Raw genomic sequence first — 17,065 nt, 5'->3', positions numbered from 1 at the left:
GATTGATTAAAAATTGGGCTTCTCCATTCAAAAAAGACCCTTTGCTTCTTCTAAATTGGATTAAATAAAACTCTTTAGCGTTATTAGTAATTTGTCGAAAAACTTGGCAATTAAAAAAATGTTACGCTTATAACAACATATAAAATTGAATAATACAAATTTATACAAAATGTTTTATAAAATAATGCATGAAAAAGATCTTATTTTTACACTTTGCCGTTATGCCTAATTACAATAAAAAAAACTAAATAATATAAATATGAAATCTTGTCCAAAATGTAAATCTCCATATTGCTATTCACTAGGAATCGAATTATATTCTTGTCCCGAATGTGGAAATGAGTGGAACCCTGATGAATTAATTGAAACAGTGAGTGAAAAAATTTTAGACGCCAATGGAAACGAACTTCAAAACGGAGATAGTATCATTGTCATTAAAAATCTACCAGTAAAAGGCTTTCCTAAGCCGATTAAAGCAGGTACAAAAGTTAAAAACATTCGGCTAAACTATGATAGCGATCATAACATTGATTGTAAGATTGATGAATTTGGTTCAATGGCTTTAAAATCCGAATTCGTTCGAAAAGCATAGAGTTATTACTCCGAGAGCAAGGAATATTTCTAACAAACATGATTTATTGAACGAATAAATAAATTTTATGTACTAAACTAATCATATTATTCGCAATTTCATTCCTTGCCGCGACAATTTCGGGAGCAGCCGGTTTGGGTGAAGCTTTGGTTTTACTTCCCGCTTTGACAGGAATGGTTGGAATAAAAGCAGTCGTTCACATTTTGAAAATCAAACAAATTTTCGGAAATGTTTGACGAGTATCGTTTGGCAAACACGAACTGAAATAGAATTGAAACCCATTATTATCTTTCTGCTGACCGCAATTCCTTTGACAATTTTAGGAAGTTATTTATTCACTGACCCGATCTACAATCCATGGTGAGAAACAATAACATAAATAATACTGTTAAATACCCTATTATATCTTCGCAAAAGCAAAAGTGGGGTTGATCGTTATAAACTCAACATTTGTGATTCTATCGGGCATTTTTGTAAAGGTTGGGTTGCCGTTTTTCAAATGCCCAACTATCATCTATATGTATTCTATTGAACAATACCAAATTATTTCCCTAACACAAAAATTTTTAGCTCGGAAATTCATAAAAAAGTATATTAATTATGGAATAATATTTCATTCCAATATAGTTTGAAGCTGTATTCCAAAAATATGTGGTTAGAAGAGTAGAAATCATTTATGGTGCTAAAGATTTTTAGTCCTAGAACAATTCATTACGATTATTGCATATTAGAGTATTTCATACAATGTTTCGAGAAATATCTTCCCAAAGTTGAACTTAAGGATAATCTTGTTTGAAAATACTTATAAAAGCAATTTGATGATGGCCGAAGCTGGCAATCGGTGAATTCGGCCTATTAATAAAAACCCATAGAGATTCAAAATGTCCAAAGGAATTGGTTGAGAATAAAAAAATTGTTCTATTTTTGTCACCGTGGAATCGGTAAGGACAAACCGTAATACTTCATTGTTTAAAAGCCATTCTAAATTAATAAAAAGACTTACAAATGAAAAAAATTTATCCACTAATTGTTTTTGCGTTCCTTGGATTACGCACAAAAGTAAATGCTCAGATCCCCTTTGTGCAATTTACCCTTTCAAAACAAGCTTCAGCAAATTCGCAGATAGTAGACCTTAATGGAGATGGTAGTAAAGATATACTAATGGTTAATCGCTCGTCCGATACCAGTATAGTTTGGTATCAGAATATGGGAAATGGAACTTTTTCTCCTGCAAAACAAATCTGGAACGCAGGAAAAAACAACCTCTATTACTCAGAATCCATTGCTCTTGCCGACTTTAATAATGACGGACACCTTGATTTTGCCGCGGACAATTATTACGGGCAAAATGTATTGGCTTTTATTAACGACGGCTCGGAAAATTTTACAAGAACTGTTGTAAGTCATGTAGCTGGTGAATATTTTGGCATCAACACCGTTGATGTCAATAAGGATCATTATCCTGAAATAGTTGCCTCTTCAAGCATTTTTAATAACACGAACGGCATTTTAGACAGTAACGGCATAAAGCTAAGCCAGTTTGGATATTCAATTGTAAGTCATGACTTTGATGGCGACTCATATGAAGACATCGCTCAGCTTACAAACAGCAATAAAATATTATATTCCCAAAATAACACACAAGGCGGCTTTAACACTCCCAAAACTATCGATTCACAGCTTGAGTTTGGATATTATTACATGAGCCTATGCGATCTTGATTCAGACGGAATTGTAGATATACTTTATCCATCAAGCTCTTATTTTCCTAATTCAGACAATATCATGAAGTGGTACCAATCCGACGGAAAAGGAAAATTCACCATTCATAATTTGATGGTGGTTGATACAAACTTTGTAGTAACTAGCATTTATGCTGCTGATATTAACGGTGATGGTAAAAAAGATCTTATAGCATCCATGTATAACAGAGTCGACTATAAAGGTGCTGTCAGATGCTTTTGGAACCAAGGTGGAAATGCATTTGATTCAAGCAAATATCAAGTAGTTACAACATCCATTCATTATCCTGTTTTTGTAAGAGTGGATGATATTGACGGTGATGGTGACCAGGACATTCTCTCAGCAACATTTGGTGGCTCTGGCGGAATGGCATGGTTTCAAAATCAATTAATTAAAAACACGACAAGTGTGAACGAGCTTCAGCTATTCCAAGTTAATATTTATCCAAATCCACTTACATCAAAAACAACCATATCCTTTAGGGAGGATCAAAATAACACGATTATAAAAATAACAGACCTGCTTGGTAAAGAATTAAAAACCCTGAACTTTACAGGCAAAGAGTTCACTTTAGAAAAAGGTGCGATGCGAAATGGGATATATTTTTTACAGATAATTGATGACAAGAGAAATGTTGTGAATAAAAAAATAGCAATTGAGTAGAAAACTAGAGTAGCACTAAAAGAGGACGCACCAACGAAGGCCTAAACTTATGTAAATTGATATCAACCTGCCTTCTGCCGTTGTTTAGATTTCTATGTCAGGATGTGAAAAAACTCCCAATTAGGCTTATTTTATTCGGAGGTACCTTAGAAATTTTCAAATATTACATTCTAAACGAATTGGATTTAGGTATTTTCACACTTTGACGTTATGCCAATCCGTTACTGACAATAAGAAAATAAATAAAAGCGAATAAATATTTTAGTTCCATAATTTTAGTTACATTTTTCGGAATAAATTTATGTGCCCAAAACTCAGAAAATAAATCAAACATCAGTGAGATAAGGAAAAACAATTATCAGATTGAATTAGGATTTCGATCTATCCAAAACATTTATAATAACACAGTAGCTGCTACAATTATGTTCAAGAAGAAACATCAAACTGGAGATTTAATTGAAGTGAATTCTGTAAATTTCTTGCAGCATACTTTTCAATAAATACTCAAATCAACTTTACCGATGACCCTACAAGGATGAACCAAGATTCAACGAATATCGAATTTCATCCGTCTGATATTGTTGATTTAACATGTGGGATTGGAATCGAAAAGCAATTTCAAAATAAAAGATTTGTTCATTACATAGGATCTGACATTTATGGACAATTCTTCAAAAGTGATGATGATTTTCCTAATAATGCCACTATAGGAGGTGTTATTTTAAATAGTACAAGCACAACTGATAGAACTGCTAGAACAATTGACGCTGGAATTAATCCATTTTTTGGAATTAAATATTACATAACCAACCAATTCAGCGTCGGAATGGAATCAGGATTCAGGCTAACATAGTTCAATACAAGAATTCAAGAAAATCGCACAATAAATAAAATCAATCCAAACACAGGACAACAAATGACCGTATTTGAAGAACTGGAACCAGTGGTATCGAATGGAATAAGATTTAATTTTTTAGTAGTGCGATTTATAACAATAGGATATAGCTTCTAAAATGAATACTGTCAGTAAAAATGTACATGACGTTCATGCAAACTAAACGCCGTCACGACGCATGTACTAACCATTAGGTTGTGAAATAATTTCATGCAATTTAATTCAATTATTTCTTAAATAATTTAAATTGTTTTTGTATATTTATGTTGTATGAATCGCGTAAAAGATATACCAAGATTGCAATTGCAAAGGACTTCTTTAGACGACTCAATTTGCCAAGAAAATCCAGTGATATTTGTAGCATAAAAAATCCAGAGATAAAAACTCTAGTCATCGATTCAATAAAAATAAAATTAAATACCGAACCCCACAATGTAAAATATGTCCAGTAAAACACCTCTGTACTGGAAGCGCTAGTGGAGGAAGAGAAATCGAAAGATGTGAATTTGCAGTAGCAGTAGAAGCACATAATCAACGCTACAAAAAAAATGCTGCATTATATAGCAAGCTCCAAGAGATAAATGTACATATTTTTGGAACCATAAAAAGTAAATGGGGATATTATTACACCAATCTCAAAGGACTTGAAAAGTCAATGGAGAGCATAGTCTCATTATGTTGGTATATAACATAAAACGTTGCTTTACAATACTCGGAGTACCAGAGCTAAGCGAGAAATTAAAAAATTGGGTTTCTCCTTACAAAAAAGACTCTACTTTCATTCCAAAATGCCTTAATTTAAGACTTTTGGAGCTTTTACTATTTTGTAATACTATTAGGCAATTAAAAAAATACTACTCCTATACCGTCTAAAATTGCGTTACATGAACTTATTCAAAGTGCTTTTTGGAATTATGAATAAAAATGTTGGTATTTTCACACTCTGACGTTGGCTGCCATGGATTAAAAAATATTTTGGCTTAATCTAAATATTTTAATTATTTTGCATTAACTTTAAAACCTTGCAATATGAAACTCTTGTCTTTATTATCATTATTAACTCTGTTTACATTTTCTTGCAGTAAGGAATTAACCACCTCTAAAAATACCGGTTATTACTTTTGCTATTCTCATGAATGGAAATCCAAAGAAGAATCTACAATAAAATATATACTCTATACAGATATTCTAAAGATAGAAAGTGATGACCAAGTTATTAAGGAAAAAGCTTTTGATTGGGGTAAATTTGTAAACAATCGATGCAAAAATACAAAAGGATGTACTTCGGATTTAATGTATTATTATACTATTGAAGAGGCAGATGCAATGAGGAATAAAATGTTCGAAATATATAAGAACCCGGAAAAATATCAAATCGAGAAGGTAGAGTTCAAGTAAAATATCACAGCTGCCAACACGGCATAGACTCTACACCGCCAAGCATCAAAAATCATTTTCTTTTAATTTTTTTCGTTAATGACAAATTAATTTTTTAGTTTTGGCTGCTAAACAATTGGCGGTGCAGTGTCTATGCCAAATCCGTTGGCTTCAATGCTGAAAAAATGATAAAGAATTATTTACTAATATTGATTACTCTGATTTTCTCAACTGCAAGTTATGAGCAGGTATTAACATTTGCTCCAAAAGGAGCCGTCTGGACATTTGAGGTGATATACTTTGCAAGTGAAAAGATTGACTTTAGACGATGGATATCAACAGGTGATACATTAATAGGTGGGCATATCTGCAAAGTTATACAAAGAAAAGGATCTCTCGTTTTCAGTGATATTTCTGACAAAATAATAGCTTACGAGGATAACAATATTGTGTATTGGTATAACACAACAATAAATAAATTTACTGTCCTTTATGATTTTAATAAAAGTAAGGGGGATAGTTGGATTATGCAAACTGATACTTGCGATTTATTGATTAATGTTGATTCAACTGGAGTTGAAATAATTAATGGTTTTTCTCTTAAAACATTATATATTTCATCACTAAATAATGCATTTGAAGGAAAAGTATATCAACACATTGGAAGCATTTATCAGCCTAATCCTGACATTAATTTTACTTGTTACAGCAATTGGATTGACTACAATTTTTACCATGGACTTCGTTGTTATGAAGATACTATATTTGGGTTTTATGATTTTAAAATTGCGCAAAATTGCAATTTTGTAATTTCATCAACTGATTTAAGTACCGTTAAAATGAAAATAAATATTTTTCCTATCCCATTTTGCGATCAAACGATCTTTTATACAGATGAATATTTACAAAATGGGTCTTTAATAGTGACAAATCTTTATGGAAAGATTGTAAAACAAGTAAATAATATTTCAGGAAATACATTTACCTTCCTACGAGGAACACTTCTAAGTGGATTATATTATGCTCAACTTATACAGTTCAATAAAACAATTGCAACTGGAAAGCTATTAATTTCAGACTAGTATTAAAAACACATGATAATCTCACTAAAGCCAACAATGTATACAACACGATCCCGCTTTTAACTGCACTCATTTACTCTTGGCCATGACATGAGAAATAAAGTATTACTTTTGGTGCCCACCAGGTGCGGGACCTCGTGGATACTTGTACGCTAGTGCGAATATATACAGACATTACCAGTAGGAAATCTATAATTCGACAAAATTTAAAAATAAATCCAAAAAAAAACAACAAATGAAAACAAAAATCAAATTCTTTCTAACAACTTTCGTGTTTAGTGTGGCCATTACATTTTCTGCAAATAGTCAAATTGCAATTTCAAATATTTCTGAAATTGCGAAAATAAAAAGTGGGACAACGTACATTGCTATGAAAGACCCAAATTCGGAAAAGGCTAAAGAGTATGTTAATGCATTTAAAAACAATTGGACTATTTCCAAATTTGAATTTATAAAATACTCCGAAATCGAAAAATATATATCTCCGGAAAATTCATTTTTAACTATAGGGGGCTATGAGACAAGTACTCAATTCATTAAACTATATGAAAATGGTAGTCGAAAAAATGGTATCAATTACTCCAATACACATTTATATCTTGAACTATGGACTTGTAATGAAAAATATTTTCAAAGTAAAAAAAAGAAAAAAGAATTTGGAAATAGTGATAAAATCCAAGTTGCGAGAATAGAACTTTTTACTGATTTTGAAACCTTATCCGATCCCGACAAACTTTTCCAATCAGATTATGACGGAAATGGACATATCCGAAACTGGGGATCTGGTATTTTGAAAAATTATATTCAATCATTAATAAGCTATTTAAATAAAAGCGAAAATCGCACTCTATATTCAGGCATATTCAATTCAAAGGAAATGAAAAATCTAAAAAAAGAAGTTTTGTATGTTCCAGAATATGTTTTGACGAAATTTAATAAATTCACAGGGGACGAAACTAAAAAACACGATGAAAAAGACTTATTTGAAGACTATAAACTTAAATACAAATTAATATCTTTAGATGAATTAAATCAAAAAATTCTTGCAGACAAAACAAGTTTTTATTATCTAATTTATATCAAAAGTAGCACGGACAAATATATTAGTGTTGTCAACTCGCTAACTGGAGAGATAATATATTCAACATATTCACCTGTATCATATAATATTAAATCTGGGGACTTAAAAGACCTACAGAAAAAAACACAGTAGAATTAAATTTCCATACAGGCGATACAATAACCAAACATACTGGAACTAACAGCACATTTGCAATAGACGGGGGTTTCGGCTACAGCAAGAAAACTAGGCGTAATAATATGGACAATGATCACTAAAAAAATTCAATATGTACCACCCAAAGGATACCTCCTGCTTGATCAAAAAAGAAAACCAGGATTCGTAAGTCGTATCCGAAAATCTATTGCTAAGTTTGATCCTAAACCGGATGATTTTTGATTTGCAACTATTTGATTTTCAGGCTTGGCCCGTGACGTTAGTCAGAACCGGAAACAAAAAATAAAAATCGCGACGCCTCCGAGACGATTGAATAAATAAAACGGGATGCCACCAAGACGATGAAATTGAATAACCGTGACACCGACCATCACAAAAGCGACTTAGAGTGGCTAAAAAACTGGCTTCACAATTTTTATAAGAAAGCCCTTCAGCCCATAGAGGCTTTAATACTTTTGTGGAAAATCTAATCATGCAGTTTGTTGATGTAAAAAACAAGCTTGCCTTTCGCAAGATTTTCAACAACAATAAAAAGACGAAGATAATATTTTCAATTCTGAACGTTTTTCTACTGTAGGATTGCAAGCGGCATATTGTTGTTGTAAAAACTTAAAACCCTTACCAGTTACCCTGGATCTTGGGAAAAATCAGTATATTTGATGTATGGGCTACGGAAGATAATGGGCGACAGTTTGTAGAGGAACTGTAGGTCAGCAGGAACTGGACGGCTTCGATAAGCGGGTGCAAAACCATAACTATATTTGCCTTGACTACTCAATCCAAATTATTGGCGGAGAAGAATGCACAAAACGGAAGTGACCTTCCGGTTCATGCAACACCGCCATTTGAACCAAAATTTTCATCTTTTATGAAAACACTCCTTCAACTTGCCTTTTTCCTCCACCTCTTTTTTACTACCCAACTCACGGCCCAATGGCAGCCGCTGCCCGGCCCGGTCGGCGGATACATCACCTGTTGGGCTGTCACGCCGAACGGCGTTCTTTACGCTGGCGGGGCCGCCGGGTTGTTCACCTCCATCGACGACGGCCTGACTTGGCAGCTCCTCCCCGGAGCCGCTTCCCTCGGCCAACTGCCCGTCCAACTAGATTGGGACAACGGCAACCTCTACATGGTGGGTCAGGACCACAACACCTACGCGAACGTCCTGTGGAAAAGCTCGGACAACGGTACAAACTGGGTGAACATCCTCAGCAACCTCCACCAGGTGAACGGGACGATGGGTGTATTCGATGTAAAAAACGATACCATTGTCGTCAACACCAGCGAGAGCCACATGTCTCTCGTTGGCGGCACGACATGGCAGCCCGGCCCAGGAGGCGGCCGATGGAACATCATCGGCACCAACCAGGGCTGGTTTAGCTCTTTTTACAACGCTGCTTTCCGATGGACGGGAATTGGGGGATGGAAGACAACCTACATAGCCTCAGACAACTTCGTGTTCCCGCGACGCATCCTGGAGGCGGGCGACTTCGTGTTCATCTTCTTCGAGGGGGTTTATGCGGAGTATTTGTACAAAACAGCCGCAGACTCGACCTGGCAGCGTGGCGGCCTCCCCTTCCTCTACCACGAAAACGAGGTCTCGGTGGCCGAACGCAACGATACTATTTTCCTGCACGGCTTGGACTCTATCATCTTCTCCACCGACGGGCTGCAATCTTGGCAGCCGCTGCCTGCCACCGGGCTGAAGGGCCTCACCCGCGCCTGCTTGTTCCCGCCGTCGGGGGCCATCATCGCTATCACCGACAGTGGCGTTTTCAGGGCCGACTCGCCGGGTGCAGACTTTCTACCCACAGAGGGTTTCTCCTCTCAAAATTCGCTCGCCGTCCTGCCCGAAGGCAACGGCAACTGGTGGCTCGGCTTGCCCAATGGGCTTTATTTCAGCCCCGACAACGGCGGCTCGTGGGAGAAGATGTACCCTCAACTTCAAAACACAAACAGCGAAATCAGGTGGATAAAAAGGTTGGGCAACCACCTTATAGCGGGTAACAACACGCGCTTTTTCTATTCCCCAACGCACGGGGCAAACTGGATAGAACGGGCCTTGCCAGTCGTCTCGGGATGGGCCACTTATGATTTTTCGCTGATAGGTCACCGGCTCTTCTACGGCGACCTCACAGGCACTTGGTTCACCGACGACTGGGGCGCAACATGGCAGCCGTTCAGCCCAACGCCGAGCGGCCTGCCCATCGAGGCGCGGGTCTTTGCCGAAAGCGATTCGCTTGTAGCGGTTGCCACACAAGGGTCGGAGGTCTATTTGAGCCGCGACACGGGTGCGACATGGCAGGATTTCAGCGCTGGTCTGGGCGGTAACTTGGGCTTCATTGCTTACGAGATGGCCGTCGGGCCGCAAAACCTCTTTGTCCATCAAGATTACTGGATGATGGCCTCGCCGTTGACAGGACCTGATTGGAAGCAAGTAACGCTTCCCGTGCCGACGAGCGGGGCCAACGGGCCATTTCCGAATGCCTTTCATTTTTCCGGAAACTCCATACTCACGGGCACCCCCGGTGCTGGCATCTTCCGTTCGACGGACGGGGCGAACTCGTGGGAAACCCATGCCCCGACCGGGCTTTACAACCTAACGAACGCATACCATTTCACCGACTCGCTGCTGACCATCGCCACAAAAGGCGGCATCTGGTATAGCGGCACCATCGGCTCTGAGCTTGTCGGCGGTCGGGTCTTTGTCGATGCCAACCAGAACGCTGTGTTCGACAGCACCGACACACCGCTCGCCGGGCATCTCGTCGAGTTGAAAAGCCAACACCTCTATGCCGCTACCGACGCCCAAGGCCGCTATGCGTTCGACTGGCGCGGGCAGCCCGACTCGCTGCGGCTGGTTCCGCTGTCGGCCTTACCCAGCAACATCGGGCTGGCGAAATATGCGGACACGCCTGGCCTGGTCTTCGACTTTCCGGTGGTCGGCGGCAGCCAGTTGGGCGACCTTGCCATTGACATCACCGCAGCCTCGCTACCCCGACCGGGCTTCGAGTTCAGCCTCTACCTGACTTGCCGCAACAACGGCTACCTGCCAGCCGATGCCCAGCTGTCTTTTGTGAAAGACTTCGTCACGACATGGAGCGACTTCGGCGAACTGCCCGACCTTGTGAGCGGCGACACCGCGCAATGGCTATTTTCAGCCATCCCACCGGGCGGCTCTAAGGTGGTACCTGTGACGCTGAAACTCGAATCGGGCATCTCGGTCGGAACCATCCTCCATCTATCGGGAAAGGTAACCCTTGAGAACCTCCTCGACACGCAGGGTGCAAACAACGTCGAGTTTTATGTCCTTCCAGTGGTTGGCTCCTTTGACCCTAACGACAAGTCGGTCAGCCCCGAGGGTAACATCACGCCCGAGATGGTCGCCGATACGCAGCGGCTTGCTTATACCATTCGTTTCCAAAACAAAGGTAATTTCCCGGCAGAGTTCGTACGGGTCACCGACCTGATAAGCCCAGGCCTCGACCTTGGCAGCTTTCAGGTGGAGGCCGCGTCGCACCCTATGACGTGGTCGCTCGAAGGACGAACGGTCGAGTTCTTCTTCCCCGATATCCAATTACCCGACAACACGAGCGACGAACCTGCCTCTCACGGCTTCGTGAAATATAGCATCGCCATGCGGCCCGACTTGATGAAGGGCGAGGTGGTGAATAACTATGCCGACATCTTTTTCGACTTCAACCCACCCATCCGAACGAACACGGTCGAGTCAAAGGTGGATGTGACATCGGACGTTGTTTCCCTGCCCATGTCAGACCTGCCCTGTTGGGTTACGCCGAACCCGGTCAGCGGCGAGCTAACCGTCATTTGGGAAGGTCGTACCGGAGGCACTGCTCGTCTGCAAGTCTTTGATTTACAAGGAAAATTGTTGATTACCACCCTTTCGGAAAGCCCAGCGAAGGTGGCCTTCGGCTCGATGAAGGCCGGTGTGTACCGGCTGGTCGTCCGTGCCGGGGCGCGAGAGGGGCAGGTCGGTTTTGTAAAAATTTAAGGCAAAAGACAAAAGTGCCTCCGAACCCAAACCCCAATCCCTGGGCACGGCGGCATAGCGTACATCTAACTGTTAGCGGCAACCGGAAACAATATATAAAAACCGAGACGCCAACCAAATGACAGATCAGCCTAAAAGTCTGGCGGGAAAGTCGCCTGGAAAATTGAAAATGAATGAAATGCCGCTAACTACACGGGCTTGAAACAATGCCGCCCGGAATGAATATATTTGCTTCATGCTTACGCTTGGGCGGAACTGTGTCAAGCCCAATCCGTTAATGTGTCATGCTTGGGCGACCAGCAAACTTGAAATTTCATAGGATTGAACGAACATTTTTTTGATACAACTAAATCAAAGGTGAATGACAAAATACTACTTATACAATCCAATTTATGCACTGCTTATGATATGCATATTTTTCACTTCCTGCAACGGACAAGAAAAAACAAACACACATAAAGACTCAATTACGTCCAAACAAATTCCAACAGTAATAAGAAACTTTAAGGCGGTTGCTGTGCCACCCGATTTTGACACTACCTTAGTCAGTCAATATATCCGAAGTATTTTTCAGGATTCGAAAGGGAATTTATGGTTTGGTACCTTAGGCGAAGGCGTAGTGAGGTATGATGTAAAAACGCTGACCTACTTTTCCAATCCTGATGGTTTTAATAGTACCTCTGTTTATGCAATTAATGAAGATAAAAATGGTAATCTTTGGTTTGGAACCGACCAGGGAGTGTATAAATATGATGGAAAAACATTTAGAAATTATAATCAAAAAGATGGATTAAATCATATCGATATAAGTCGAAAAAGTATTCTTGTTGACAAATCGGGTACAATTTGGGTTGGTACGCACGGTGGCGTTTACCAATATGACCCATCAATAGATAGCAAAGGTGGTCAATGCTTCTCACTGTTTCAATTGCTCCCACCAATAAATGTTGTAGATATTATGGAAGACAAAAATGGAAACATTTGGTTTGCTTCGTCTGATAATGGTGTCTTTCGCTATGATGCCCGCCTGAATGAAGAAATCGGGCAGGGAAAAACTATTGTAAACTTCAATGACAAAGAAGGCTTGAGCGAGAACTATGCAGGTGGCGTTGCACAAGACAAAATAGGCAATATGTGGTTTACCTTCAAAAATGGTATTTGCAAATTTGACGGCAAAACTTTTACAGAATATACTTCCAAAGACGGCTTAAACGGAACTGAGTTTTGGGGAATAATTATAGAACAGTCGGGAATTATTTGGGTTACAGCCCGGGGCAGCACAACCAGATTTGACCCTTCCGTTCCCTTACCAAATCCAAAAGCGTTTACAATGTTTACACCTGATAACGGTTTAAATTGTTGTGTTCAAAGTATGTATCAGGATAAATCAGGAAATATGTGGTGGGGTGCAGGAAGTGGGCTCTTCCGATTTGATGGCAAACGATTTTATCAGGTTAAACAGAAAGGACCTTGGTAGTTATGAAACGACATTAGAAAATTATAATAGACAACCATGCAGAGAGTAGCACGAACGCATAACACAGTTTGACAAAAGTGGCGGTTCCGTGCTCCGCAGACACATTAGTTAATTAAATTGCGATGGGCGTGCTTCGTTGACACTATTTTAGTATAAAATGTTTAATGCTTCGTATGCATGTTTTTACTAATTTACTTCGCCATCACGATACCCCAAACCTTTTGCCTCATATTAAAAAAATAAATCATTAAATATATTTATAAAATAGTAGCTATTATGCTACCTTTGTGTTATAAAGGCCCTAAACCTTGAAAAGCTTATTGGAACGAAAGGTTGGTATTTTGTAAAACAAAATGGGTGTCATAAAATATACAAACACGAAGCAATATCCGGAATCATAGTAATTCCATTTCATGGATCGAAAGATTTACCAAAGGGTACTGAAATTAGTATTTTGAAAAAAGCAGGATTAAAAAAGTAATATGAAACAATTAACAGCAATAATAGAAAGAAATAAAGATGCATTTTTTGCTTATATTAAAGAGGTAGATGGCTGTGTTGCATGTGGTAAAACCTATCAAGAAGTCAAATTAAATTTAGAAAAAATGCTCAATATCGCCCAAAAAGAAGATAAGGATCTTAAAAAAATATTAAGTAAAGGATATAAATTTAAATTTGAAGTTGATTTAGAATCTGTATTTGATTTGATTCCAGAAGTAAACATCAGTCAATTGGCTAAAACAGGAAACCTAAATCCTGGTTTACTCAGACAATATGTTTCAGGTACAAAAAAAGCATCAGAAGCCCAAACTGAAAAAGTTATGAAAGCAATAAAGGATGTAAGTGTGAAATTAAATTCCATCAGCCTTACTGTAGGTTGAAAGAATACGAGGCATAACATGAGATTAATGCAAGCAGAGTAATTCATTTTTCATTCCAGAATATGATTTAAATTTGGCTTAAAGGTATTTGCTTTTGGCAGTCATCCAAAATGCTCTGCATACATTAATCTCAAATCTGTTAGCGCTCATGCTAAGACGACCCTACAAATTCAATAAGCTAATGCAAAAATACCGACATGAAATAGTCGATTAAATAATATGATTTTTGAACAATATCACCTTCCGTCTAACCTTAAATATCACATTGAGTCTATTTTGTATTTTAAGGGTCTCAATCCCAATCATTCGATAGAAAGAATTGTCCCCACAGGACATGTCTTTGTAGTTTTTGAATTAGATAATATTCCTCGAAATACTTTTGATAATAAAACATTAAGACCCCTTGAAACATATACAAAAGTTTGGGTTTCGGGTACACATAGAAAATTTATTTCTATATCCGCACATCAACAATCTGAAATGCTCGCCATTCAGTTTAAACCTGCAGGGGCATTCCCTTTTTTACATTGTCCTATTCAAGAGCTGAATGATAAAGTAGTTTCAGCAAAAGAAATATTTGGAACTGAAGTTCTAGAATTGAGAGAAGAAATTTTGATTGCAGAAAATCCGCATGCAAAATTCAATCTTGTTTCAAATTGGTTAGAAGAAAGGTTTGAAAACAAAAAAAAAGCACCTGAATACTTATTGGATTTCATAGAAAGACTTCAAAATGAACCTGTCACCAACTTAAATAATATTATAGAGACTTATCCAGCTACTCAAAAGCAATTAATTGAACACTTTAAGAAATATGTTGGGCTAACGCCAAAATATTATCATCGTATTTTGAGATTTAATGAAATTTTGAAAATAATTAATAAAAATGAAAGGCTGCCTTGGACAGAGGTAGCATACAGTTGCGATTACTCAGACCAATCCCACTTTATTAAAGAGTTTTTCCTTTTTTCAGGTTTCAATCCAAAGGAGTTTATAAAAATGGAGTTTCCTAAAGAACGAACTAACTTTTTCCCTTTGGACAAAAAAGGTTAATTTTTTACTATTCTATAAAAAATAAAAGGCTCTTCTTTGTATCTAATTTTAAAAATTAATATAAAATGAACTTTTCAGAAGTATCTCAAAATCTAAACTGGTTTGCAATAATTGTTGCAGCTTTATCAACTTTTATGGTTGGGTTAATTTGGAATTCCGTATTTTAAAAAACCATGGATGAATATCAACAACCTCACAAATGAAGATTTAAAGAAGCGAAATATGCCAATAGTATTGGACTACCGTTTCTTTTCTGTCTGATAATGTCAGTTAATCTGGCTATCTTTATTGGTAAAGAAGATATAACATTTAGAGGCATACCTAATAGTCTTGGGACAAACCGTACAAAAATCTAAAGTGAATAAAATGATGCATAAAATATTTTTCTTCCTATTTCTTTTCAATCATGCCTTTGGACAATTTAAGGCTGACAGTACTTATAAGCCATTAAATGTTGCAATACTGCTATATGATGGAGTAGAACTTTTAGATTTTGCAGGACCTGGTGAAGTATTTCAACAAGCCAACTTTAACGGTAAAGATGCTTTTACTGTTTATACTGTTGGAGTAGATTCAAACAAACTTTTAAGTCAAAATTTTCTGAATATTACTACACAATATGTAATTGAGGATTGCCCAATGCCAGAAATATTAATTATCCCAGGTGGCAATAATTTATCACTTGTAAGCAACGAAAAATTAATTGCGTGGATATCAAAAGTAAATCATAAGGCAGAATACGTTCTATCGGTTTGTAATGGGCTAAACCTACTTGCCAAAACAGGTAATTTAGACGGAATGACAGCAACCAGCCATTATGGTGCGATTGAAAACCTAATTAAAAACTACCCAAAAATAAATATAGTTACCGGTAAACGTTTTGTTGATAATGGCAGAATTATTACTACCGAAGGAGTTTCTGCCGGGATTGATGGCTCTTTATATCTTCTGTCTAAAATGTTTAATATGGAAGTGGCTAATGATGTTGCTAAAATAATGATGTACAGCTGGAAACCCGAAACGCTAGATTATCTCGTTACTCAAAAAAAAGATACATTATTCGAAAAACGAATTTCGGCTTTTACTTGGATGCCTGATGGCAAAGCGATAATACTGAATATCTTTAAAATTGATAAGACTGAAAATACACCTCCAATTCCCAAAAAATTCAAATTTACTATTCCGTCACAAACAGTTGACTTTTTGCCCATTGATGGAGGAGGATTGTCCGTATCTCCTGACGGAAATTCAGTAGTCTATATTAAGCAGGTTAATGGCAAGGATCAAATTTACTTATACAACTTGAATGAAAAAGAAGACAAACTATTAATAAATGATACGCTAAAAAAGTATGCGGTTAGTTGGTCTTCAGATGGCCAAAATTTTGCTTATAATATTCAGAAAGGTAAAGGGGCGAATGCAAAAGTTGAAATTTGCACTTACAATATTCAAACAAACAGGATAAACCAAATCACTAAAAACAGTGCCTTCAAATGCTACACCCCTGCTTGGAATACGAAGGGCGATAAGATTGTTTATACTTCGGAAAAGGGTGATCAGAGAGACCAGATTTATTTAACAGATAAAAATGGAAATTATCATACCAATCTTACCAACGACACCACGACACATAACTATGCTCCATGTTGGCTGGACGAAAAGACTATTATGTACATCCAAGCACCCGGTGTTATAATGACGATGAAAATAGACGGCACTCACAAACAAAAAGTAGAAGGAATAAGCACAACCCAATTCAAATATAATTTGATTTCAAATAGTATATTATACTTAGACGCTGACGGAAATCTGATGATCGCTGATTTGAATAACAAATCCATGAAAATTCTCATTAATCACAATCAGTTGAATGCTCTTTTTTGCGATTCTTATTTTAAAAAATAAAACTATTCAATAGCAAAAAATAGTATTCTATACTGTCAAAAACGGAAGTTGTAAAAGTTATTGTAACTCGCTACAAACAAGAACGCCAGCCTATGGCAGCGCAATTTGGTTTATTGCCACTATCTAACTTGTATTGAGTTTTGTTTTTCTT

13 protein-coding genes are annotated in these 17,065 nt (G+C 37.7%); all 13 read left to right on the top strand.

Translation table 11 applies throughout. The features are described from left to right. Nucleotides 1-259: 259 nt before the first annotated feature. The 13 genes from IPO86_09335 to IPO86_09275 all read left to right on the top strand — a co-directional run bounded on the left by IPO86_09335 (nt 260) and on the right by IPO86_09275 (nt 16,914). Nucleotides 260-592 carry an alkylphosphonate utilization protein gene (locus tag IPO86_09335; GenBank protein ID MBK9728306.1) on the top strand — a complete coding sequence of 111 codons (333 nt, stop codon included), beginning with the start codon at nt 260-262 and terminating at the stop codon, nt 590-592. Nucleotides 593-1,597: 1,005 nt separating this feature from the next. Beyond that, nucleotides 1,598-2,998 carry a T9SS type A sorting domain-containing protein gene (locus IPO86_09330; protein MBK9728305.1) on the top strand — a complete coding sequence of 467 codons (1,401 nt, stop codon included), beginning with the start codon at nt 1,598-1,600 and terminating at the stop codon, nt 2,996-2,998. A 535-nt stretch (nt 2,999-3,533) separates the two neighbouring features. Beyond that, the gene (locus IPO86_09325; protein ID MBK9728304.1) at nt 3,534-3,851 is read left to right on the top strand and encodes a hypothetical protein; all 318 of its coding nucleotides are present in this window, start codon (nt 3,534-3,536) and stop codon (nt 3,849-3,851) included. A gap of 454 nt (nt 3,852-4,305) precedes the next feature. Beyond that, on the top strand, nt 4,306-4,587 hold the full coding sequence (locus IPO86_09320) for a hypothetical protein (GenBank protein ID MBK9728303.1): 282 nt from the start codon (nt 4,306-4,308) through the stop codon (nt 4,585-4,587). Nucleotides 4,588-4,922: 335 nt separating this feature from the next. Next, complete coding sequence (locus IPO86_09315) at nt 4,923-5,291, top strand: hypothetical protein (GenBank protein MBK9728302.1); 369 nt, start codon at nt 4,923-4,925, stop codon at nt 5,289-5,291. A 164-nt stretch (nt 5,292-5,455) separates the two neighbouring features. Beyond that, entirely contained in the window at nt 5,456-6,352 is an 897-nt protein-coding gene (locus IPO86_09310; GenBank protein MBK9728301.1) for a T9SS type A sorting domain-containing protein, read from the top strand. Nucleotides 6,353-6,587: 235 nt separating this feature from the next. Next, nucleotides 6,588-7,565, top strand: coding sequence for a hypothetical protein (locus IPO86_09305; GenBank protein ID MBK9728300.1), 978 nt, complete (start codon nt 6,588-6,590; stop codon nt 7,563-7,565). An 892-nt stretch (nt 7,566-8,457) separates the two neighbouring features. Beyond that, nucleotides 8,458-11,601 carry a T9SS type A sorting domain-containing protein gene (locus tag IPO86_09300; GenBank protein ID MBK9728299.1) on the top strand — a complete coding sequence of 1,048 codons (3,144 nt, stop codon included), beginning with the start codon at nt 8,458-8,460 and terminating at the stop codon, nt 11,599-11,601. Nucleotides 11,602-11,962: 361 nt separating this feature from the next. Beyond that, complete coding sequence (locus IPO86_09295) at nt 11,963-13,078, top strand: regulator (protein ID MBK9728298.1); 1,116 nt, start codon at nt 11,963-11,965, stop codon at nt 13,076-13,078. A 292-nt stretch (nt 13,079-13,370) separates the two neighbouring features. Beyond that, complete coding sequence (locus IPO86_09290) at nt 13,371-13,559, top strand: type II toxin-antitoxin system HicA family toxin (protein MBK9728297.1); 189 nt, start codon at nt 13,371-13,373, stop codon at nt 13,557-13,559. A gap of 1 nt (nt 13,560) precedes the next feature. Further along, the gene (locus IPO86_09285) at nt 13,561-13,959 is read left to right on the top strand and encodes a type II toxin-antitoxin system HicB family antitoxin (protein ID MBK9728296.1); all 399 of its coding nucleotides are present in this window, start codon (nt 13,561-13,563) and stop codon (nt 13,957-13,959) included. Nucleotides 13,960-14,178: 219 nt separating this feature from the next. After that, nucleotides 14,179-15,009, top strand: a complete 831-nt coding sequence (locus IPO86_09280) for a helix-turn-helix transcriptional regulator (GenBank protein MBK9728295.1) — start codon at nt 14,179-14,181, stop codon at nt 15,007-15,009. A 369-nt stretch (nt 15,010-15,378) separates the two neighbouring features. Beyond that, complete coding sequence (locus tag IPO86_09275) at nt 15,379-16,914, top strand: DJ-1/PfpI family protein (protein ID MBK9728294.1); 1,536 nt, start codon at nt 15,379-15,381, stop codon at nt 16,912-16,914. The last annotated feature ends 151 nt before the right edge of the window (nt 16,915-17,065 follow it).

This window comes from Saprospiraceae bacterium (assembly GCA_016717265.1).
Taxonomy (GTDB): domain Bacteria; phylum Bacteroidota; class Bacteroidia; order Chitinophagales; family Saprospiraceae; genus Vicinibacter.
The sequence above is the reverse complement of the archived record's forward strand: the minus strand, read 5'-3'. Positions and strand labels throughout refer to the sequence as shown.

What these genes read in the sequence shown, in the direction of transcription:
- IPO86_09330 (MBK9728305.1), top strand. Translation starts at nt 1,598, where the DNA reads ATGAAAAAAATTTATCCACTAATTGTTTTTGCGTTCCTTGGATTACGC.
- IPO86_09305 (MBK9728300.1), top strand. Translation starts at nt 6,588, where the DNA reads ATGAAAACAAAAATCAAATTCTTTCTAACAACTTTCGTGTTTAGTGTG.
- IPO86_09280 (MBK9728295.1), top strand. Translation starts at nt 14,179, where the DNA reads ATGATTTTTGAACAATATCACCTTCCGTCTAACCTTAAATATCACATT.
- IPO86_09300 (MBK9728299.1), top strand. Translation starts at nt 8,458, where the DNA reads ATGAAAACACTCCTTCAACTTGCCTTTTTCCTCCACCTCTTTTTTACT.
- IPO86_09295 (MBK9728298.1), top strand. Translation starts at nt 11,963, where the DNA reads ATGACAAAATACTACTTATACAATCCAATTTATGCACTGCTTATGATA.
- IPO86_09310 (MBK9728301.1), top strand. Translation starts at nt 5,456, where the DNA reads ATGATAAAGAATTATTTACTAATATTGATTACTCTGATTTTCTCAACT.
- IPO86_09335 (MBK9728306.1), top strand. Translation starts at nt 260, where the DNA reads ATGAAATCTTGTCCAAAATGTAAATCTCCATATTGCTATTCACTAGGA.
- IPO86_09325 (MBK9728304.1), top strand. Translation starts at nt 3,534, where the DNA reads ATGAACCAAGATTCAACGAATATCGAATTTCATCCGTCTGATATTGTT.
- IPO86_09285 (MBK9728296.1), top strand. Translation starts at nt 13,561, where the DNA reads ATGAAACAATTAACAGCAATAATAGAAAGAAATAAAGATGCATTTTTT.
- IPO86_09315 (MBK9728302.1), top strand. Translation starts at nt 4,923, where the DNA reads ATGAAACTCTTGTCTTTATTATCATTATTAACTCTGTTTACATTTTCT.
- IPO86_09275 (MBK9728294.1), top strand. Translation starts at nt 15,379, where the DNA reads ATGCATAAAATATTTTTCTTCCTATTTCTTTTCAATCATGCCTTTGGA.